The sequence below is a fragment of the Modestobacter lapidis genome, from assembly GCF_054780755.1.
Genome location: NZ_BAAGVS010000001.1, coordinates 82,646 through 102,022, shown reverse-complemented (window position 1 = coordinate 102,022; position 19,377 = coordinate 82,646). Strand labels below are relative to the sequence as shown.

General features: G+C 74.0%; 22 protein-coding genes and 4 tRNA genes. 7 read left to right on the top strand and 19 right to left on the bottom strand.

The features are described from left to right. Positions 1 to 32 precede the first annotated feature (32 nt). The 16 genes from ACYVG5_RS00475 to ACYVG5_RS00400 all read right to left on the bottom strand — a co-directional run bounded on the left by ACYVG5_RS00475 (position 33) and on the right by ACYVG5_RS00400 (position 12,932). Positions 33 to 983: a L,D-transpeptidase family protein gene (locus ACYVG5_RS00475; RefSeq protein WP_222044989.1), complete on the bottom strand. Its 951-nt coding sequence runs from the start codon at positions 981 to 983 to the stop codon at positions 33 to 35. A gap of 209 nt (positions 984 to 1,192) precedes the next feature. Next, entirely contained in the window at positions 1,193 to 1,945 is a 753-nt protein-coding gene (locus ACYVG5_RS00470; RefSeq protein ID WP_222044987.1) for a YebC/PmpR family DNA-binding transcriptional regulator, read from the bottom strand. Beyond that, positions 1,942 to 2,601 carry a pyridoxal 5'-phosphate synthase glutaminase subunit PdxT gene (gene pdxT, locus ACYVG5_RS00465; RefSeq protein WP_460682877.1) on the bottom strand — a complete coding sequence of 220 codons (660 nt, stop codon included), beginning with the start codon at positions 2,599 to 2,601 and terminating at the stop codon, positions 1,942 to 1,944. Before pdxT ends, ACYVG5_RS00470 begins: the two co-directional genes overlap by 4 nt. Further along, positions 2,598 to 3,512 (bottom strand): pyridoxal 5'-phosphate synthase lyase subunit PdxS, encoded by a 915-nt coding sequence (gene pdxS / locus ACYVG5_RS00460; RefSeq protein ID WP_222044985.1) that lies wholly within the window; start codon positions 3,510 to 3,512, stop codon positions 2,598 to 2,600. Before pdxS ends, pdxT begins: the two co-directional genes overlap by 4 nt. A 53-nt stretch (positions 3,513 to 3,565) precedes the next feature. After that, the gene (locus tag ACYVG5_RS00455; protein ID WP_222044983.1) at positions 3,566 to 4,102 is read right to left on the bottom strand and encodes a LemA family protein; all 537 of its coding nucleotides are present in this window, start codon (positions 4,100 to 4,102) and stop codon (positions 3,566 to 3,568) included. 9 nt (positions 4,103 to 4,111) lie between these two features. Continuing rightward, positions 4,112 to 5,335 (bottom strand): glycosyltransferase family 4 protein, encoded by a 1,224-nt coding sequence (locus ACYVG5_RS00450; RefSeq protein WP_222044982.1) that lies wholly within the window; start codon positions 5,333 to 5,335, stop codon positions 4,112 to 4,114. After that, on the bottom strand, positions 5,335 to 6,294 hold the full coding sequence (locus ACYVG5_RS00445) for a phosphatidylinositol mannoside acyltransferase (protein ID WP_460682876.1): 960 nt from the start codon (positions 6,292 to 6,294) through the stop codon (positions 5,335 to 5,337). The genes ACYVG5_RS00450 and ACYVG5_RS00445 overlap by 1 nt, the downstream gene beginning before the upstream one ends. Further along, positions 6,291 to 6,938, bottom strand: coding sequence for a phosphatidylinositol phosphate synthase (gene pgsA, locus ACYVG5_RS00440; protein ID WP_222044980.1), 648 nt, complete (start codon positions 6,936 to 6,938; stop codon positions 6,291 to 6,293). The genes ACYVG5_RS00445 and pgsA overlap by 4 nt, the downstream gene beginning before the upstream one ends. A 1-nt stretch (position 6,939) precedes the next feature. Beyond that, positions 6,940 to 7,512 carry an HIT family protein gene (locus ACYVG5_RS00435; RefSeq protein ID WP_222044978.1) on the bottom strand — a complete coding sequence of 191 codons (573 nt, stop codon included), beginning with the start codon at positions 7,510 to 7,512 and terminating at the stop codon, positions 6,940 to 6,942. Next, positions 7,509 to 9,563, bottom strand: coding sequence for a threonine--tRNA ligase (thrS, locus tag ACYVG5_RS00430; protein WP_222044976.1), 2,055 nt, complete (start codon positions 9,561 to 9,563; stop codon positions 7,509 to 7,511). Before thrS ends, ACYVG5_RS00435 begins: the two co-directional genes overlap by 4 nt. A gap of 108 nt (positions 9,564 to 9,671) precedes the next feature. Continuing rightward, positions 9,672 to 10,244, bottom strand: coding sequence for an MOSC N-terminal beta barrel domain-containing protein (locus ACYVG5_RS00425; RefSeq protein ID WP_222044974.1), 573 nt, complete (start codon positions 10,242 to 10,244; stop codon positions 9,672 to 9,674). Between the two features lie 40 nt (positions 10,245 to 10,284). After that, entirely contained in the window at positions 10,285 to 10,665 is a 381-nt protein-coding gene (locus tag ACYVG5_RS00420) for an HNH endonuclease (protein WP_222044972.1), read from the bottom strand. 95 nt (positions 10,666 to 10,760) lie between these two features. After that, positions 10,761 to 10,832: transfer RNA gene (locus ACYVG5_RS00415), tRNA-Val, on the bottom strand. Positions 10,833 to 10,858: 26 nt separating this feature from the next. After that, entirely contained in the window at positions 10,859 to 11,362 is a 504-nt protein-coding gene (locus tag ACYVG5_RS00410; RefSeq protein ID WP_460682875.1) for a TIGR02611 family protein, read from the bottom strand. A gap of 14 nt (positions 11,363 to 11,376) precedes the next feature. Beyond that, on the bottom strand, positions 11,377 to 12,306 hold the full coding sequence (locus ACYVG5_RS00405) for an anti-sigma factor domain-containing protein (protein WP_222044970.1): 930 nt from the start codon (positions 12,304 to 12,306) through the stop codon (positions 11,377 to 11,379). Continuing rightward, entirely contained in the window at positions 12,303 to 12,932 is a 630-nt protein-coding gene (locus ACYVG5_RS00400; protein WP_246629418.1) for a sigma-70 family RNA polymerase sigma factor, read from the bottom strand. The genes ACYVG5_RS00405 and ACYVG5_RS00400 overlap by 4 nt, the downstream gene beginning before the upstream one ends. 159 nt (positions 12,933 to 13,091) lie before the next feature. Here ACYVG5_RS00400 and ACYVG5_RS00395 point away from each other — a divergent pair, with 159 nt between their 5' ends. From ACYVG5_RS00395 to ACYVG5_RS00380, 4 genes are all read left to right on the top strand, one after another. Beyond that, positions 13,092 to 13,565, top strand: coding sequence for an SsgA family sporulation/cell division regulator (locus ACYVG5_RS00395; protein ID WP_222044966.1), 474 nt, complete (start codon positions 13,092 to 13,094; stop codon positions 13,563 to 13,565). 121 nt (positions 13,566 to 13,686) lie between these two features. Then, positions 13,687 to 13,759: transfer RNA gene (locus ACYVG5_RS00390), tRNA-Gly, on the top strand. Positions 13,760 to 13,801: 42 nt separating this feature from the next. Beyond that, positions 13,802 to 13,872, top strand: a tRNA-Cys gene (locus ACYVG5_RS00385). Between the two features lie 45 nt (positions 13,873 to 13,917). Further along, positions 13,918 to 13,992 (top strand) — tRNA-Val (locus tag ACYVG5_RS00380). A 63-nt stretch (positions 13,993 to 14,055) separates the two neighbouring features. On the opposite strand, the gene ACYVG5_RS00375 is transcribed toward ACYVG5_RS00380, so the two are convergent. Next, complete coding sequence (locus ACYVG5_RS00375; protein WP_222044965.1) at positions 14,056 to 14,547, bottom strand: VOC family protein; 492 nt, start codon at positions 14,545 to 14,547, stop codon at positions 14,056 to 14,058. 89 nt (positions 14,548 to 14,636) lie between these two features. Then, the gene (coaE, locus tag ACYVG5_RS00370; protein ID WP_222044963.1) at positions 14,637 to 15,233 is read right to left on the bottom strand and encodes a dephospho-CoA kinase; all 597 of its coding nucleotides are present in this window, start codon (positions 15,231 to 15,233) and stop codon (positions 14,637 to 14,639) included. A gap of 165 nt (positions 15,234 to 15,398) precedes the next feature. Here coaE and ACYVG5_RS00365 point away from each other — a divergent pair, with 165 nt between their 5' ends. Continuing rightward, positions 15,399 to 15,656: a hypothetical protein gene (locus ACYVG5_RS00365; protein ID WP_222044961.1), complete on the top strand. Its 258-nt coding sequence runs from the start codon at positions 15,399 to 15,401 to the stop codon at positions 15,654 to 15,656. A gap of 531 nt (positions 15,657 to 16,187) precedes the next feature. Here the strand turns inward: ACYVG5_RS00365 and rpsA are convergent. Further along, positions 16,188 to 17,654 (bottom strand): 30S ribosomal protein S1, encoded by a 1,467-nt coding sequence (rpsA, locus tag ACYVG5_RS00360; protein WP_222044959.1) that lies wholly within the window; start codon positions 17,652 to 17,654, stop codon positions 16,188 to 16,190. A gap of 235 nt (positions 17,655 to 17,889) precedes the next feature. On the opposite strand from rpsA, the gene ACYVG5_RS00355 reads away from it, so the two are divergent. Then, entirely contained in the window at positions 17,890 to 18,744 is an 855-nt protein-coding gene (locus ACYVG5_RS00355) for a class I SAM-dependent methyltransferase (protein WP_222044957.1), read from the top strand. A gap of 60 nt (positions 18,745 to 18,804) precedes the next feature. Beyond that, entirely contained in the window at positions 18,805 to 19,368 is a 564-nt protein-coding gene (locus tag ACYVG5_RS00350; protein WP_222044955.1) for an XRE family transcriptional regulator, read from the top strand. Positions 19,369 to 19,377 lie beyond the last annotated feature (9 nt).

Sequence of the window (19,377 nt, the reverse complement as noted above, 5' to 3'; positions counted from 1 at the left end):
GGACCGCTCCGCCTGCGACACGCCCGTGCGGCTCAGCCGACGCCGATCGCGATGACCGGGCGCGCCGAGGGGTCCAGCCAGCGCAGTACCGCCGCCAGGCTGCCCCGGTCGATCGCCACGCACCCCGCGGTCGGTGCGCCGTTCGCGACGTGCAGGAAGAACGCCGAGCCGGCACCGGGCCGGCCGTCGCGGTTGTAGTCGATCACCACCGCGTGGTCGTAGACGGCGCCCATCGCGGCGAGGTGCTCGCTCGTCGACTCGTCGAAGTCGCAGGCCCCGGGCGCGCACTGGGCGTACTGGTTGTACCGGGGGCTACCGATGTCCGACACCCACCAGTCGTCCCCGTCGACGACCCGGTACGGCAGGGCGGTACCCGGGTCCCCGGCGCGCCCGAAGGCTTCGGTCAGCCCGAACGTACCGGCCGGGGTGCGGGTCGAGCTCTCGCTGGCCGCACCGACCCCGCTGGACCCGAGCCGGGCCGGCACCGGTCCGAGAACCGGCGTCCACCCGTGCGGCGCGAGCTCCCAGGCGGTGAGCTCGGCGACGGTCGCGCCGCGGGACGACGCGACGACGGTGACCACCTGGCCGCCCGGCGGGGCCACGTCCAGGGGCAGCCGCGGCGGCGCCGGAGGGGCGGCCGGTTCCGGAGCGATCGTGGCCGCCGGTGGCGCGGACGCGGTCGGCGGTGCGGCGGGCGGCACGTCGGCGGGCGCCGGAGCGGCCGCGGGGGCAGCGGTCACCCGGGGCACGACCCCGACACCCGGCAGGTGGGCCACCGGCTCGTCGGGGACGGCGAGCAGGCCGAGAAGCTCAGGCGCGGGGCGGTCGGGAGCCGGGACGGCCGCGGCCACCGGGACGAGGGCCGGGGCGGCCGGGCCGACCAGCCCCACGGCGGCCAGCACCAGCCCGGCCGGGACGGCCCGCCAGCGGCTGCGGGGACGCGCCGGACGGTGCCCCGCCATCGCCACCCCCGCGAGCTCCACGGACCCGCCCCGTGCGGGTTCCTCCCGCAGTGGGACAGACGCGCGGCGAGCACGCGAGGAGGCCGGCCGCGTCGCGAAACGGCCGGGGCTCGGGTGACGGACGAGGCGGCGCAGCCTCCGACACCGTCAGGCGTCGATGCCCCTCCGACGCCTTCCGGCCCCGGTCCGCTCCTCGCTCGCTGGCGCTCGCTGCGATGCTCCCGGCACCGTCAGGCGTCGATCTTCTCCATGACCTCGTCGGACACCTCGTAGTTCGCGTACACGTTCTGCACGTCGTCGCAGTCCTCGAGCGCGTCGATCAGCCGGAACACCTTGCCCGCGGTGTCCTCGTCCAGCTCCACCTGCACGCTGGGCACGAAGCCGGCGTCCGCGGAGTCGTACTCGATGCCGGACTCCTGCAGCGCGGTGCGCACGGCCACCAGGTCGGTCGGCTCGCAGACCACCTCGAAGGTGTCGTCCAGGTCCCGCACCTCCTCGGCGCCGGCGTCCAGGACGGCCATCAGCACGTCGTCCTCGGTGGTGCCGGCCTGCGGGACCACGATGACGCCCTTGCGGGAGAACAGGTAGGACACCGAGCCGGGGTCGGCCATCGACCCACCGTTGCGGGTCATCGCCGTCCGCACCTCCATCGCCGACCGGTTCTTGTTGTCGGTGAGGCATTCGATCAGCACGGCGACGCCGCCGGCGGCGTACCCCTCGTAGGTGATCGACTGGTAGTCGACGCCGCCGGCCTCCAGGCCCGCGCCGCGCTTGACCGCCCGGTCGATGTTGTCGTTGGGCACCGAGGTCTTCTTCGCCTTCTGGATGGCGTCGAACAGCGTCGGGTTGCCCGTCGGGTCACCGCCACCGGTCCGCGCGGCGACCTCGATGTTCTTGACCAGCTTGGCGAAGAGCTTGCCTCGCTTGGCATCGATGCCGGCCTTCTTGTGCTTGGTCGTCGCCCACTTGGAATGGCCGCTCACGGCTGTGTCCCTCCGTCATCGGCGCCGAGGTCGGCCCCGTCTGGGTCTGCGTCCCGGGCAGCTCGGACCAGGTCCACGAACAGCGCGTGCACCCGGGTGTCCCCGGTGAGTTCGGGGTGGAAGCTGGTGGCGACCAGCCGGCCCTGCCGGACGGCGACGATCTTACCGTCGGCCGGTCCGCCCACGACCCGGCCGAGGACCTCCACCGCGGGGCCGGCCTGCTCGACCCACGGGGCGCGGATGAACACCGCGTGCAGCGGCCCGCCCGGCACGCCGGCCAGCTCGACCCGGGACTCGAAGGAGTCGATCTGCCGGCCGAACGCGTTGCGCCGCACGGTCACGTCGAGACCACCGATGGTCTGCTGGTCGGCCGGGGCGTCCAGCACCCGGTCGGCCAGCAGGATCATCCCGGCGCAGGAGCCGTAGGCGGGCAGCCCGCGGCGCACCGCCGCGCGCAGCGGCTCCAGCAGCCCGAACCGGTCGGCCAGCTTGACCATGGTCGTCGACTCACCGCCGGGGACGACGAGTCCGTCGACCGCGGCCAGCTCCTCGGGACGGCGGACGGGAACCGGTTCGGCACCCTGGGCGCGGAGCGCGGCGAGGTGCTCGCGAACGTCGCCCTGCAGCGCCAGCACCCCGATGACGGGGGCGGTCACCAGCCGCGGGTGGCGTACCGCTCGCTGTCGGGCAGCGTGCTGACGTTGATGCCGACCATCGGCTCGCCCAGCCCGCGGGAGACCTTGGCGATCACGTCGGGGTCGTCGGAGAAGGTGGTGGCCTGCACGATCGCGGCCGCGCGCAGCGCCGGGTCGCCGGACTTGAAGATGCCCGAGCCGACGAAGACGCCCTCGGCGCCCAGCTGCATCATCATCGCCGCGTCGGCCGGGGTGGCGATGCCGCCGGCGGTGAACAGCACGACCGGGAGCTTGCCCAGCCGGGCGACCTCGCGGACCAGGTCGACCGGGGCGCGCAGCTCCTTGGCCGCCACGAACAGCTCGGTCTCGTCGAGGGTGCCCAGCGCCTTGATGCCGGCCCGGATCGACCGCATGTGCCGGGTGGCCTCCACGACGTTGCCGGTGCCCGCCTCGCCCTTGGAACGGATCATCGCGGCACCCTCGGAGATCCGGCGCAGCGCCTCACCCAGGTCGGTGGCCCCGCACACGAACGGCACGGTGAACCCGCTCTTGGCGATGTGGTGCGCCTCGTCGGCCGGGGTGAGCACCTCGGACTCGTCGATGTAGTCGACCCCCAGGGCCTGCAGCACCTGCGCCTCGACGAAATGCCCGATCCGGGCCTTGGCCATCACCGGGATGGAGACCGCGCCGATGATGCCCTCGATCATGTCGGGGTCGCTCATCCGGGCGATGCCGCCCTGCGCGCGTATGTCGGCGGGCACCCGCTCGAGGGCCATCACGGCCACCGCGCCGGCGTCCTCGGCGATCTTCGCCTGCTCGGGGGTGACGACGTCCATGATGACGCCGCCCTTGAGCTGCTCGGCCATGCCGCGCTTGACCCGGTCGGTGCCGGTGGTGGGGGTGGCGCTGGACTGTTCGGACTGCTGGGCCACGGGGTGCACTGCCTCACGGGTCGCGGGAGCGGGACGGCCCATCGTACGGCCGGTCAGCTCCCCGTCCGACCGCTGCCGGCGGCGGGGCCGGTCGTGACGGCGTCCTGACCGTCGTCGATGTCGAAATAGCGGGGCAGCGGGCGCCGGCCGTGCAGCTTCAGCACCCGGGCCAGCCGCTGCGCCCGCAGCGAGCGGCTGTCGCGGACGGCGTCGTTGTAGAACCGCCGGGCCAGCCCCACCCGCAGGTCGGCGTCGGCGCTCTCGGGCCACTGCAGCTCGGCGGGGACCCGGCGCAGCACCCGGCCCAGCGTGTTCTCGGCGGCCTCCCGGTCACCCGTCGCTGGTGACCGGGCGCCGGCCGCGGCGGCGGCGAGCTCGGCGCGCAGCTGCTCCCCCAGCTCCGGGGCGCGCTCCCGGGCGAGCGCGGCGGCCAGCTCGGCCCGTCGCAGCAGCGCCCCGTCCAGCACCTCCCCCGACCGCCGCACCCGGCCCTCCAGCCGGCGCAGCCGGGTGAGCGTCCACGCCGTCCAGCCCAGCAGGATCAGCAGCAGGACGCCGGCGACGAGCAACAGCCAGGTCCCGGGGATCACGGAATCAGGCTAGTGGCGGACCCGCCGGCGGAAGGGACCGTGGAACGTGCTGTCGCGCTCACTGCCGGCCGGTGGCCCCAGCAACGCCGCGTCGCCGTCCCGGCTGCCGTGCACGGCCGCCCCACCGGCCGGGGCGACGGTCTCGTAGACGGTGAGGATGCGGGCTGCCACCACCGACCAGTCGTAGGTGGTGGCAACCCGGCTGCCGGCCGCCGAGAGCTGCGCCCGGCGGGCCGGGTCGCCCAGCAGCGCCGAGAGCTCCCGGGCCAGGGCGTCGGGGTCGCCGCGGCGGACCAGCACGCCGGCGGCGCCGTCCTCCAGCACCCGGGCGAAGGCGTCCAGGTCCCCGGCCAGCACCGGGGCGCCGGCGGCCATCGCCTCCACGAGGACGATGCCGAAGCTCTCGCCGAGCAGGTTGGGCGCGCAGTACACGTCGACCGACCGGAGGAAGGCGGCCTTGTCGGCCTCGCGCAACTCGCCCAGCAGCTGGACGTGTGCGCGCAGGTCGTCCCCGACCAGCCGGTCCAGCTCGGCCGGGTCGCCACGGCCGGCGACCAGCAGCTGGGCGGTCGGGTGCTCGCGGACCACCGCGCGCATCGCCTGCAGCAGTACCGGCAGGCCCTTGCGGGGCTCGTCGTAGCGGCCCAGGAAGCCGACCGTGGGGACGGCGCCGCCGCGTCGGTACCCGGGTAGCGGAGGCCCGTCGGCGAAGGCACCGACGTGCACGCCGTTGGGGATGATCACTGCGTTCCCGCCGAGGTGCTCCACCTGCACCCGGCGGGCGAAGTCGGACACCGCGATCCGCCCGGTGACCCGCTCCAGCCACGGCCGGGCCCACGGGCCCAGCGCGGCCAGCACCTTGGACCGGGTGGTGGCCGCGTGGAAGGTGGCGACGATCGGCCCGTCGGCGATCATGCAGACCAGCAGGGACAACGACACCGACGCCGGTTCGTGGACGTGGACGACGTCGAAGCGGCCTTCCCGCAGCCACCGCCGCGCGCGGGCGGCGGACACCAGCCCGAACTGCACGCCGGCCATCGAGCCGTTGTAGGGCACCGGCACGGCGCGGCCGGAGAACGTGACGTGCGGCGGCAGGGACTCCTCGTGCTCCGCCGGGGTGAGGATCTCCACGTGGTGGCCCAGGCCGGCGAGGGTCTCGGCCAGGTCGCGCACGTGGTACTGGACACCGCCGGGGACGTCCCACGGGTAGGGGCAGACCAGGCCGATGCGCATCAGCCGCCCACCCCGCCGGCCGGTGACGCCGGAGGGACCGCGGAGACCGCAGCCGGCCCGACGTCGGCCCAGATGCGGCCGAGCACGTGCCAGTCCTCGGGCCGCTCGGCGATGGTGCCGGCGAAGGCGTCGGCGACCTGCTGCATCGCGCCGGTCACCCGGTCGCGGAGCCGGCCGGCGCCGTCGACGGTCACCGGCGGATGGACGACGAAGCGCCAGCCCGCTCCGTCGAACTGGCAGACCGCCGGCAGCAGCGCCGCCCCGGTCCGGGCGGCCAGCAGCGCCGGCCCGCCGGGCATGGTGGTGGCCCGGCCGAAGAAGGTGACCGGCACCCCGCCGCCGGTGAGGTCGCGGTCGACCAGCAGGCAGGTGGTCCCCCCGGCGGCCAGCCACTCGCGCAGCACCACGGAGCTCGGGCGCTCGCCGCCGGTGAGCGGGACCACCCCGAAGCCCAGGCTCTCCCGGTAGGCCACGAAACGGCGGTACAGCGACTCCGGCCGGAGCCGCTCGGCCACGGTCAGGAAAGGCCCGCCGAGCCACTGGACCAGCCACATCCCGGCGACGTCCCAGTTCCCGCTGTGCGGCAGCGCCAGCACGATGCCGCGGCCGGCGGCCCGGGCGGCGTCCAGGTGCTCCCGGCCGACCAGGTGCGCGTCGGCGAGGACCCGGACGGGGTCCATCGTGGGGAGCCGGAAGGCCTCCCGCCAGTAGCGGGCGTAGGAGCGCATCGCCCGCCGGGTGAGCCCGTCGAGCGCGGCGTCGTCCAGCTGCCCGCCGGTGACCACGCCCAGATTGGCGCGCAGCTGGCGGACGCCGCGGCCCGCTCGCCGCGCGGCGAGGTCGCCGCCGGCGGCGAAGGCGGCGCGGGCCAGCGGCTCGGGCAGCCGTTGCACCGCGCCCCAGCCCGCCGCGTAGCCGGCGTCGGCGAGCCGCTCCCGCAGGTCGCCCGCCCGGGTCACGATGCGGGAGGTCCCGACGGGGCCGGGGCTTCCGGCAGGCGGCGGCCCCGGGAGCCGCGGTGCACCGCGACGAAGCGCTGCCCGACGGTGACGGCGCTGCCCACCAGCAGGACCCACAGCGCGACGTGCAGGGCGTAGGGGATGCCCAGGCCGGTGAAGCCCGTGCCGACCAGCACCAGGATCAGCCGCTCGGTGCGCTCGACGACGCCCACGTCGCACGGGATGCCCACGCCTTCGGCGCGCGCCTTGACGTAGGAGGTCAGCACGCCGAGCACCAGGCAGAGCAGCGCGAGGAGCACGATCAGCCGGTTGTCGCCGGCCCCGGAGAACCACCAGACCAGCGCGCCGAAGATGGCCGCGTCGGCGGCCCGGTCGCCGGTGGAGTCGAGTACCGCACCGAACAACGAACCCCCGCCGCGCGCCCGGGCCAGCGCTCCGTCGAGCATGTCGAGCAGGACGAAGACGGTCACCGCGAACGCGCCCCAGAACAGCCAGCCGGTGCCGATCAGGAAGGCCGCGGAGGCGACCGCGCCGACGGTTCCGGTGAGGGTCACCGCATCCGCGGTGACCCCGAGCTTCACGAGGCCGCCGACCACGGGTGCCCAGAACCGGCCGACCGCCGGCCGCAGGTTGACACCGAGCACGTCAGGCCTCCTGTGCGGGAGCCGGGTCGACGGCCGCGCCCCAGGCGTCGGCCAGCAGCGCGCGGGTCTCCGTCAGCACCTGCGGCAGCACCCGGGTCAGCCCCAGCACGGGCATGAAGTTGGTGTCCCCACCCCACCGCGGCACCGCGTGCTGGTGCAGGTGGTCGGCGATGCCGGCACCGGCGACCGAGCCCTGGTTCATGCCGATGTTGAACCCGTGGGCGCCGCTGACGGCGCGCACGACCCGCATCGCCGTCTGGGTGAACGCCCCCAGTTCGGCGACCTCCGCCGTCGTGAGATCGGTGTAGTCGGGCACGTGGCGGTACGGGACCACCATGAGGTGGCCGGCGTTGTAGGGGTACAGGTTCAGCACCGCGAACACCGTCTCACCGCGGGCCACGACCAGGCCGTCCTCGTCGCTCATCGCGGGGATGAGGCAGAACGGGCAGTCGTGGTCGCCGGTGGGCTTGCCCGCCCCGCGGATGTAGGCCATCCGGTAGGGCGTCCACAGGTGCTCGAACGGCGAGGTGGGGCCGCCCTCGTCGGTGGACACCGGCCGGGGGTCGGAGGTCATCCGGCCTCCAGCGGGACGCCGGCCGCCGGGTCGACCGGGTGGGGCGTCTCGGCACGGGGATCGTCGTTGTGCCGGGCGGTGACCCAGGCGAGGACCTGCTCGACGGCGTCGGCGACCGGGACCCCGTTGCGCTGCGACCCGTCGCGGTAGCGGAAGGACACCGCGCCGGCCTCGGCGTCGGTGGCGCCGGCGAGCAGCACGAACGGCACCTTCTGCTTGCTGGCGGTGCGGATCTTCTTCTGCATCCGGTCGTCGGAGTCGTCGATCTCCACCCGGATGCCGCGGGTCCTCAGCTGCAGGGCCACGTCGGTCAGGTAGGGCACCTGCTCGTCGGTGATCGGGATGCCGACGACCTGCACCGGGGCGAGCCAGGCCGGGAAGGCGCCGGCGTAGTGCTCGGTGAGCACGCCGAAGAACCGTTCGATCGAACCGAACTTCGCCGAGTGGATCATCACCGGCTGCTTGCGGGTGCCGTCGGAGGCGCTGAACTCCAGGCCGAAGCGGGCGGGCTGGTTGAAGTCGTACTGGATGGTCGACATCTGCCAGGTGCGGCCGATCGCGTCGCGGGCCTGGACGGAGATCTTCGGCCCGTAGAACGCCGCCCCGCCCGGGTCGGGAACGAGCTCGAGCCCGGTCTCCCTGGCCGCGTCCTCGAGCACGGCGGTGGCCACCGCCCACTCCTCGTCCGAGCCGATGAACTTCTCCGACTCCCCGCGGGTGGACAGCTCGAGGTAGTAGTCGTCCAGTCCGAAGTCGCGCAGCAGCCCCAGCACGAAGGCCAGCAGGTGCCGGATCTCGCCGGGCGCCTGCTCGGGGGTGACGTAGCTGTGCGAGTCGTCCTGGGTCAGCCCGCGCACCCGGGTGAGCCCGTGGACGACACCGGACTTCTCGTACCGGTACACCGAGCCGAACTCGAAGAACCGCAGCGGGAGCTCCCGGTAGGACCGCCCGCGGGACCGGAAGATCAGGTTGTGCATCGGGCAGTTCATCGCCTTGAGGTAGTACGTGCTGTTCTCCAGGTCCATGCCCGGGAACATCGTCTCCTCGTAGTACGGCAGGTGCCCGGAGGTCTCGAACAGGCCGCCCTTGCTGATGTGCGGCGTCCCGACGTAGTCGAAGCCCTCCTCGATGTGCCGACGCCGGACGTAGTCCTCCATCTCCCGCTTCACCACCCCGCCCTTGGGGTGGAAGACGGCCAGCCCGGAGCCGATCTCGTCGGGGAAGCTGAACAGGTCCAGCTCGGCGCCCAGCCGGCGGTGATCGCGCCGCTCGGCCTCGGCCAGGTGCTCCAGGTACGCCTTGTGGGCGTCCTTGCTCTCCCACGCGGTGCCGTACACGCGCTGCAGCTGGGGGTTCTTCTCGCTCCCCCGCCAGTACGCCGCCGCGCTGCGGGTGAGCGAGAACGCCGGGATGCCACTCGTGCGCGGCAGGTGCGGGCCGCGGCACAGGTCGGTCCAGACCCGCTCGCCGCTGCGCGGATCGAGGTTGTCGTACATGGTCAGCTGCGCGCCGCCGACCTCCACGTCGGCGCCCTCGGCGTCGGCCGCGCCGCCCTTGAGCCCGATCAGCTCCAGCTTGTACGGCTCGTGCGCGAGCTCGGCCCGGGCCTCGTCGTCGTCGATCTCCCGGCGGGAGAAGTGCTGCCCCTGCTTGACGATCGCCTGCATGCGCTTCTCCAGCGCCTGCAGATCCTCGGGCGTGAAGGGCCGCTCGGGATCGAAGTCGTAGTAGAAACCGTTCTCCACCGGCGGGCCGATGCCCAGCCGGGTGCCCGGGAAGAGCTCCTGCACGGCCTGGGCGAGGACGTGCGCGGTGGAGTGCCGGATGACCGCCCGGCCGTCGGCGCTGGCGGCCGGGACCGGCTCCACCTCGCTGTCGACGTCGGGGGCCCAGGCCAGGTCGCGCAGGTCGCCGGAGCCGGTCTCCCGGACGACGACGGCGCCGTCGGGCCCCTTGAGCGGGACCCCGGCGTCCTTGAGCGCCTGCTGGGCCGTCGTCCCGGCCGGCACCCGGATCGGGGTGGTGGCGGTCGGCGGGGGCGCGCTGGACACGAGGTGCTCCTGGAAGGTGGCGGGGCGGCCCGGAAGCCCTCCGGCCGGATGGCCGGAGACCTCCGAGACTAGTGCGCCGGGCAGCGGGGACCGGTCAACCGGGCGAGCTCAGCGCAGCCGGACGGCATCCCCGGCCGCCACCCGGCCCGGGACCGCCACCTCGGCGTAGACGCCCAGGCAGTGCTTGGGGGTGCGGACGACGTCGAGGACCACCTCGCCCACCTGCAGCCGGTGCCCCACCCAGGAGCGCTCGTCCTGCCCCTCGGCCAGGTTCAGCAGCAGGTTGGCCCGGGGGTCCTCGGCGGAGCAGCCGTCGGGGACCTCGCCGGCCGCGGCCCGCTCGATCGCCGCGCGGGACACCAGGTGCACCGCCGCCGCCGCGTCGGCCTGCGGGCCGGCGTCGGCCGCGGCCAGGCGCACCGGGCGACCGAGCACCTCGGTGAGTGTCATCGTGTCCTGCTCGACGTCGCCGGTGGCCACGACCGTGCGCATCCGCGGCGTCGTCTTCACCGTCACCCGCTCCCCCGTCGTGGCGTCCAGGACGGAGTGGGCGCGGTCGCCGGCGAGCCCGCCCGGCCCCACCTGGACAGCCGGGACCGTGCGCCCGCCGAGGGATTTCACCGGGTAGACCGCGATCTCACCGACGGTGCCGACGACGTCCTGCGGCTCGGTGGGGGTCACGGCGGCCGACGCTACGCCCGGGCAGCCCCGCCGGCAGCGCTCAGGAGGCGGCCCTTCCGCGCCGGCGGAGCCGGCGCACCTGCGCGTCCAGGTACGGGCGCGCGCGACGCTGGCCGCCCCGCGCCTCGATGGCCCGCGCCAGGTCACCCAGCACCCGGGCCAGCCGCGGCTCGTCAGGCTGCCAGCCGCGGCCCCGGCACTCCTCCAGCCACTCCACCGGCGCGGTGTGCCCACGGGCGGCGTTGCACCGCCGGCAGGCGGCCACCTCGTTCGCCAGCCAGGAGGGCCCGCCCTTGACCCGCGGGACGACGTGCTCGGTGGTCGGCAGGACCAGGCCGGCGAACTCTCGGCCGCACCAGATGCACGTCGGTCCGTCCCGTTCGAGAGCGGCCTGCAGGCGGGCGGCCCGGTCCGGAGGCATCGCCGTCCATGGTGCGCCGGTACCGCGGCCGGCGCACGGGGCCGGCCGGGACGACGAAGGCCCGGCGCCGCTGAGCGGGCCGGGCCTGTCGGGAGTGGGCGATACTGGGATCGAACCAGTGACCTCTTCGGTGTGAACGAAGCGCTCTACCGCTGAGCCAATCGCCCGTGCCGTCGAACAGTCTGCCAGATGCTCAGCGCCACAGTGGCACCCACCCCGGCACCCAGTCCGGGACGCCGAAGAGGTGCAGGGTCAGCACGAGCACCCCGTAGACGAACACCGCCGTCAGCAACCCGACCCCGAGCCGGACGGCGAACGGCTGGTGGCCCAGCCACTCGGTCCAGCGCGCCACGTGCTTCCGGGTGAACTCAAGCAGCCGCTCGGCCCAGGTGAACTCGGTGGCCAGCACGAACAGCCCGGCGATGACGGTCAGCCAGCCGGGACCCGGGAGCGGGATGGTGACGATCCCCACGGCGAGAACCAGGCCGCCGACCACGCCGACCCCGACCCGGTACGGGGCGTCCAGGCTGCGGCGGGCCGCCAGGCGGCGGCGCCACCGCGACTCGGCCACCCGCTCACGCAGGCTGTGCACCTCGTCGGCGTCGTACCGTGCCCGACGCGCGTCGGCGGACTCCCGCGGTGGCCGGCCGCCGAGGGGGCGGCCGGGCCGTTCGAGGGGCTCGTCGGGCGCGGTCACGGTGTCCTGGTCGCTCAGCTGGTCACCTGCCCGCTCGCCACGATCTCCGTCGGTTCCGACGGAGCCTCCCGACCTGGCTCGATGCTGACGGCGAACGTCGAGTAGTCGTCCAGCCCGGTCTCGGTGGAGCCTACGGCTCGGAGGTCGATCTGCCGAGAAACCACGTCGAACGTGCCGAGCGCCACGGGCGCCCCCGACCTCGGGACGCCCCAGACCACGTAGGTGTCGCTGCTGCCGTCGTTGACCGGCAGCCCGTCGGCCACCACCTGGACCTGCTCCTCGCGGGCCACCACCGTGGCCACCTCCTCGCCGTCCGTGGCCAGCGGGGCGATCGTCGCCCGGCCCGGTTCGAGCAGCGACTCGATCATCTCGGCCCGCTCCGCGGCCATGGCCTGCGCGTCGGCCCGGTCACTGGACAGCACCACGTTCCACGCGCCGAGCGCCAGCACCGCTGCGACCGCGGCGGCCACCAGCGCGTGCGGGAGCACCCGTCGCCACGCCGGGCGGGCGTTGGGCAGCCTCGGCACGCCGGGCGGCCGCAGCCCGTCCACCGGCGCCGCCCGCATGCCGCCGGCCGGGTGCCGGGACGGGGCGCGCTCGGAAGGGCGCGCCGGCGGGGGTGGCCACGGCGCGGCCGGCCCGGGCAGCGGTGGTTCGACCGGCAACTCATCGCGAGGAGCCGGCACCTGCTCGGTTCGCTCCACCTCCGCCCGCAGCCGGTCCCGCAGCGCCGGCGACGGCTCCGCGGGCGGCAGGTCGGCGGCCAGGGCCGCCATCACCTCCGCGGTCTCCGCGACGGTCTGCGCGCACCGTCGGCAGCCGGCCAGGTGGGCGGCGAAGGCGGCCTCGTCCTCGGGCTCGAGGGCGTGCAGCGCCCAGCCGACGGCGAGCTCGTCGAAGGTCTCGTGCTCGTCCCGAGGCTCCTCGTGGGTCGGCCCGCTCATCGGACGCCTCCGTCCCGGGTGACCGCGCCGCCGGGCACGCCCGTGCCGAGTTGGTCCTTCAGCCGGCGCATGCCCGCGAGCATCCGGGTCTTGACCGTGCCCAGCGGGGCGCCGGTGAGCGCGGCCACCTCGCGCTGGGTGTAGCCGCCGTAGTAGGCGAGCGTGAGGGCCTCCCGCTGCGCCTCCGGCAGTGCGTGCAGGGCGGCCCGGACCCGGCCGGCGACCACGCCGGCCCACGCCTCGTCGGCCACGTCGGCGACCTGGTTGGGCGCGGCGAGCGCCAGGTCGTCCCCGACGCGGACCTGCCGGCGGCGGTGGGACTCCTCCCGGCGGACGGCGTCCACGGCCTTGTGGTGGACCATCGCCAACAGCCACGACGACACACTGCCGCGCGCCCCGTCGAAGCCGCCGGGGTCGCGCCAGACCGTGACGAGGACCTCCTGCACCACGTCCTCGGCCAGCGCGTCGTCGCCCAGGACCCGGCGGGCCAGGGCGAACGCCGGACGGCGGAAGCGCTCGTACAGGTCGTCGACGGCGCTGCGGTCACCCGCAGCCATCCGCCGGAGCAACTCGACGTCGGCAGCGCTGCCCTCCGGACGCCGGGCTGGTCGGGTCACGAGTCCCATGGTCACACGGTGTGTTCGCAGAACCCAGTCCTCCCGGTTCAGCACGCCGCGGGGGGCCGTGACCAGAGGCTGATGTGACATGTGTGACAGGTGAGGCGATCGGGGCGCGACACGCCGGGCCCGGGCGTCACCTACCGGCCCGCCGGTCGTTGCAGGGTCATGGCGCGCTCTCCGAGGTCGGGTTGTACGACCCGCACCACCCTCCACCTGGTCGGCCCGCAGTCCTGGACGTCGGTCTCCGCGGCCCTGGTCTACGAGGCAGCGGACCCCTACGCGGTCCAGGTGCGTTTCGGCGACGGCGGCGAGCCGGAGGAGCCGGAGTTCGACGAGCCCGACGACGGCGGGGTCGAGTGGCTGTTGTCGCGCGAACTGCTGCGCGCGGGCCTCTCGGCGCCGGTCGGCGACGGCGACGTTCGCATCTGGCCGGCCAGAGCCGCGCTGGACGTGCTGTTCCTGCAGCTGCGCGCACCCTCCGGGGAGGCCTTGTTCGAGCTGTCCGCGGCCGTCGTCGGCGAATTCCTCCGGGAGACCGAGCGGCTGGTTCCGGTGGGCGAGGAGAGCGGGCGGCTCCAGGTCGACGACGAGCTCATCGCCCTGCTCCAGGGCGGCGGCACCGACCCGACCCTGCCCTGACGTGGACGGCTTTCCGGCCCCGCTGATGCACCGCTGACCTGCACGGACGTCCCCAAACCCGGGGTGCGGACCCCCCGGGTTTGGCCCTCCGGAACGGGTCGGTTAGAGTTCAACACGCACTGCGGACGTGGCTCAGCTGGTAGAGCATCACCTTGCCAAGGTGAGGGTCGCGGGTTCGAATCCCGTCGTCCGCTCGGAACTCCGGGCGCTGGTCGCAAGACCGGCGCCCGGTGTGCGGTGGAGTGGCCGAGAGGCGAGGCAACGGCCTGCAAAGCCGTCTACACGGGTTCAAATCCCGTCTCCACCTCAGGCCCACCCCCGCGGTGAGTCGATCCGGCCGCGCGGCCGGAACGGGCGATTGGCGCAGCGGTAGCGCGCTTCCCTGACACGGAAGAGGTCACTGGTTCGATCCCAGTATCGCCCACCACACCGAAGACCCCAGGCACCCGGAGACGGGTCCTGGGGTCTTCGTCGTCCGTGGCGGTCCCGGTCAGCCGACCGGCATCCCGTCGGCGGCGGCCCGCATGACCGCGACGTCCAGCTTGCGCATCCCGAGCATGGCCTGCATGGCCCGCTGGGCACGCCCCGGGTCGGGGTGGGCGAAAAGCTCCTCCATCCCCGCCGGGATGATCTGCCAGGACAACCCGTACCTGTCCCTGAGCCAGCCGCACTGGCTCTCCGAGCCGCCGTCACCGACGAGCCGGTCCCAGTAGCGGTCCACCTCGGCCTGGTCGGCGCAGTTCACCTGGAGCGACACCGCCTCGGTGAAGCTGAACTGGGGGCCGCCGTTGATCCCGACCAGACGCATGCCGGCCACCTCGAACTCCACCGTCATCACCCCACCCGTCGGGCCGGGGGCGCCCTCTGGGTAACGGGCGACACCGAGGATGCGGCCGGAGCCGAAGACGTCGATGTAGTACTGCGCCGCCTCCTCGGCCTGGGTGTCGAACCACAGGTTGGGAACGATCTTCTGCTCGGCCATGTCGGGTCCTCCCGGTCCGTGCGCCCACGTGGCGCGTACGGGTCAGACCTCCCCCGGGGGCCGAACTGATCGGTCGCCTGCCGTGCTCCTCACCCGGCCGCCGGCGCCACGTGCTCGCTCCAGAAGCGATCGACCCCGGCGGCCAGGGCGCTCCGGTCCCCGTCGTTGCGCAGGACGACGTCGGCGACCGCCCGGCGCTGCTCGTCGGTCGCCTGGCTGGCGATCCGGGCCCGGGCGTCCTGCGCGGACAGCCCTCGCTCGACCAGCCGCCGGACCCGCACCTCCTCGTCGGTCTCGACGACCAGCACGAGGTCGTAGGACCCGGCTTGGCCGGTCTCCACCAGCAGTGGGACGTCCTGGACGACGACGGCGTCCGCGGGGGCCGCAGCAACCGCCTCAGCGGCACGGGCACGCACCAGTGGGTGGACGATGCCATCGAGCCGGGCCCGGGCCGCCGGGTCCCCGAAGACGACGGCGGCCAGCGCGGGGCGATCCAGCGACCCGTCCGGCGCCACGACGCGCTCGCCGAACTCCGCTACGACGGCGGCCAGCCCGGGGGTGCCCGGCGCGACGACCTCGCGGGCGATCCGGTCTGCGTCCACCACCCGGGCGCCACGCTCGGCCAGCAGCGCGGCCACGGTGCTCTTGCCCGATCCGATGCCGCCGGTCAGCCCGATCCTCAACACCGCACCAACCTAGGCCCGGGGCGCGGGCGGCCCCGGCGGGGCCAGATCTCAGGAAGGTCACGGCACGGCGAGGTCCCGGCGAGTCGCTGGAGTCACACGCGCCCCACGACCTACGTTCTGTCCCGGTGGACTTCCCCCGCCACAGCAGAGAGGCAGATGTCGATCATGGCCGTTACCGAGCTCGTCGACACCCCGTCGGTCCCTGGCACGCAGCGCCGCGGTCGGCACCGGATCGACCGGCCCGCCGGCGTCCGCTGCTCGGACCTCCCGGCGGTGGCCAAGCGGCTGCAGACCCGCCGCCGCGGCTTCGCGTTCCTCCGGGCGCTGCTGCCCGCGGTGCCCGCCGGCCGGCACACCTGGGACTTCCTGGCCAACGCCGGCGGGCGCCCCCGCACCGCGTTCGCCATCATCCTGAGCCTCTGATCAAGGACCCCGTCCCGCTCACCCCTCGCAAGCTCGGGGCGAGCCTCCGGACGGGGCCACTGCCCCCACCCGCTCGCCGAGCTCACGGCGGGCCCCAGCAGAAGAAGGACCCTCCTGCCCCCCACCGCTCGCAAGCTCGCGGCGGGCCCCTGCAGAAGAAGGACCCTCCTGCCCCCCACCGCTCGCAAGCTCGCGGCGGGCCCCTGCAGAAGAAGGACCCTCCTGCCCCCCACCGCTCGCAAGCTCGCGGCGGGCCCCTGCAGGAGGGCCTGACCGAGGGCGACGGCGCCACGCTCCCGCTGTCCGCCCGCTGACGGCTCACGGCTGAGCTCAAGGAACCCGACGACCCCGTCGACCTCACGGTCGGCGGGGTCGTCACCGTCCGGCCGGCCCCGTGCCCGACCCCGTGAGCTACGTGGCGTGCGTTCCGGCGAGCCGCCGGCCGGACGAGCCCTCGACAGACGACAGTGCGCCGCCCACCGGTTGCGGTGGACGGCGCACTGTCAGGTGCTGCTCAGGCGAGCTGCAGGGTCACTCGCCGCCGGCGAGCTTGGCCCGCAGAGCCGCCAGCGCCTCGTCGGAAGCCAGAGTGCCGCCGGTCGACGGGGCGTCCGGCGTCTCGACCGGCTCGCTGGAGTAGCTGCCACCGGCCGCAGCCTCGGCGTCGGCCTCCTTGGCCGCCGCGATCTGCTTGCGGTGCGCCTCGAAACGGGCCTGGGCCTCGGCGTACTGCTTCTCCCACGTCTCGCGGGCCGTGTCGTAGCCCTCGAGCCATTCGCCGGTGTCGGCGTCGAAGCCCTCGGGGTAGACGTAGTTGCCCTGCTCGTCGTACTGCGCGGCCATGCCGTACGCAGCCGGGTCGAACTGCTCCTCGTCGCCGACGACGCCCTCGTTGGCCTGCTTGAGCGACAGCGAGATGCGGCGGCGGTCCAGGTCGATGTCGATGACCTTGACCAGGATCTCGTCGCCGACCTGCACGACCTGCTCCGGGATCTCGACGTGCCGCTCGGCCAGCTCGGAGATGTGCACCAGGCCCTCGATGCCCTCGTCGACGCGCACGAACGCACCGAAGGGAACGAGCTTGGTGACCTTGCCCGGCACGACCTGACCGATCTGGTGGGTGCGGGCGAACTGACGCCACGGGTCCTCCTGCGTCGCCTTCAGCGACAGCGAGACCCGCTCGCGGTCCAGGTCGACGTCGAGAACCTCGACGGTGACCTCCTGGCCCACCTCGACGACCTCGGAAGGGTGGTCGATGTGCTTCCAGGACAGCTCGGAGACGTGCACCAGGCCATCGACGCCGCCCAGGTCCACGAAGGCACCGAAGTTGACGATCGAGGAGACGACGCCCGTGCGGACCTGGCCCTTGGCGAGCTTGTTGAGGAACTCGCTGCGCACCTCGGACTGGGTCTGCTCCAGCCACTGACGGCGGGACAGGACCACGTTGTTGCGGTTCTTGTCGAGCTCGATGATCTTAGCCTCGAGCTCGCGGCCCACGTAGGGCTGCAGGTCGCGGACGCGCCGCATCTCCACCAGCGACGCGGGGAGGAACCCGCGCAGGCCGATGTCGAGGATGAGGCCGCCCTTGACGACCTCGATGACGGTGCCGGTGACGACCTCGTCGGCTTCCTTCTTGGCCTCGATCGTGCCCCAGGCGCGCTCGTACTGTGCGCGCTTCTTGGAGAGGATCAGCCGCCCTTCCTTGTCCTCCTTCTGGAGGACCAGGGCTTCCACCTCGTCACCGACGTGGACGACCTCGGTGGGGTCGACGTCGTGCTTGATGGACAGCTCGCGCGAGGGGATGACGCCCTCGGTCTTGTAGCCGATGTCCAGCAGCACCTCGTCCCGGTCGACCTTGACGATGATGCCTTCGACGATGTCGCCGTCGTTGAAGTACTTGATCGTCTGGTCGATCGCGGCGAGGAAGTCCTCGGCGGTGCCGATGTCGTTCACCGCGATCTGGGGGGTGCTGTCGGGACGGACCTGGGTGGAGGTCATGTGGTCGAGTGCTCCGGACGGGGGGTGCGCAGGGACAGGACAGGAGCCACGACCGGACCGGTCGTGGGGAGGTGCACGGGAGAGGTGTCGGACGTCCTCCGTGCGCCACGTTCAGCGTACGGGGGACGACACCACAGACCTCTGGCGCACTCCCCATGGTACGGACGTCGACGCCGCCGGGTCCACCTGGGTTCCCGACCGCCCTCCCGGCCCGGCGTGTCACCATCGGCGCGACATGAGCCTGCCGCCCCCGCTGCCTCCCCCGCTGCCCTTGGGCGCCGACGGCTATCCGATGGCCGGCGGCGTGACCCGCCGCGGCACCGGCCCGGCGGAGTCCGCGCGGGCCAACCGGGGGTGGTGGGACGCCGCGGCACCGGCCTACCTGGCAGAGCACGGTGCCGATCTCGGCGACGTGGACTTCCTGTGGTGCCCGGAGGGGCTGCGCGAGGCCGACGCGCACCTGCTCGGTGACGTGGCGGGGCGGCGGGTGCTGGAGATCGGCTGCGGTTCGGCGCCCTGCGCCCGCTGGCTGCGCCGGGCCGGGGCCGAGGTGGCCGCCCTCGACGTCTCCGGCGGGATGCTGGCCCGGGCGGCCGAGCTGAACCGGGCCACCGGCGTGCCGGTGCCCCTGCTGCAGGCCGACGCCGGTGCGCTGCCGCTGGCCGACGGGAGCATGGACCTGGCCTGCTCGGCGTTCGGCGGGCTGCCGTTCGTCGCCGACGCACGGGCCGTGCTGACCGAGGTGCGCCGGGTGCTGCGCCCGGGCGGCCGGTTCGTGGCCTCGGTGAACCATCCGCTGCGCTGGCCGCTGCCCGACTCCCCCGACCCGGAGGACCTGCGGGTGACCGGGTCCTACTTCGACCGCCGTCCCTACGTGGAGACCGACGGCGCCGGGCGGACGGTCTACGTGGAGCACCACCGCACCGTCGGCGACTGGGTGCGCGCGGTCATCGGTGCCGGCCTGGTGCTCACCGACCTGCTCGAGCCGGAGTGGACGCCGGGCCGTACGCAGACCTGGGGTCAGTGGTCGCCCGAGCGCGGCGCCCTGGTACCCGGGACCCTCATCCTGGTCTGCGACCTCCCGGGCTGACCGGAAGGCCACGCACCTACCGACCGGTCAAGATGGACAGCGGTCCAGCACAATGGACACATGACGGACGTGCGCACCCTCGGCCGGAACGTGCGGCGCATCCGGCAGGAACGAGGGCTGAGCCTGGGCAACCTGGCCCGGGAGGCCGGCCTGGCCAAGCAGACCCTGGCCAACCTGGAGAACGGTGCGGGCAACCCGACCGTGGAGACCATGCTGGCCGTGGCGCGCGCCCTGGGGGTCGGGGTCAACTGGCTGGTGACCGAGTGGGGCAGTCCGGTGCTGGTGCAGCGTCGGGAGGAGGCCGGGTGGGCGCACGCGCCATCGGGCCGGCAGCGGGAACTGGACCGGGTGCACGGCACGGGACAGGTCACGACGACGCTGCTGGAGCTGACCGGGCAGTCCGCGGTGGTGCGGCCGGCGTTGTCCCCCGGCACCCTGCTGCACGCCTACGTCGTCTCCGGCGATGTCGTGGCCGGCCCCGTGGACGACCCCCGCAAGCTGCAGGCCGGCGACTTCATCCGCTTTCCCGGGGACGTCCCGCACGTGGCCTGGTCGCCTTCGGCCACGGCCGAGCTGCACCTGGTCACCACGGTGCCCCAGGTCCAGCAGTTCAGCCCCGGCTGACCGGCGGGC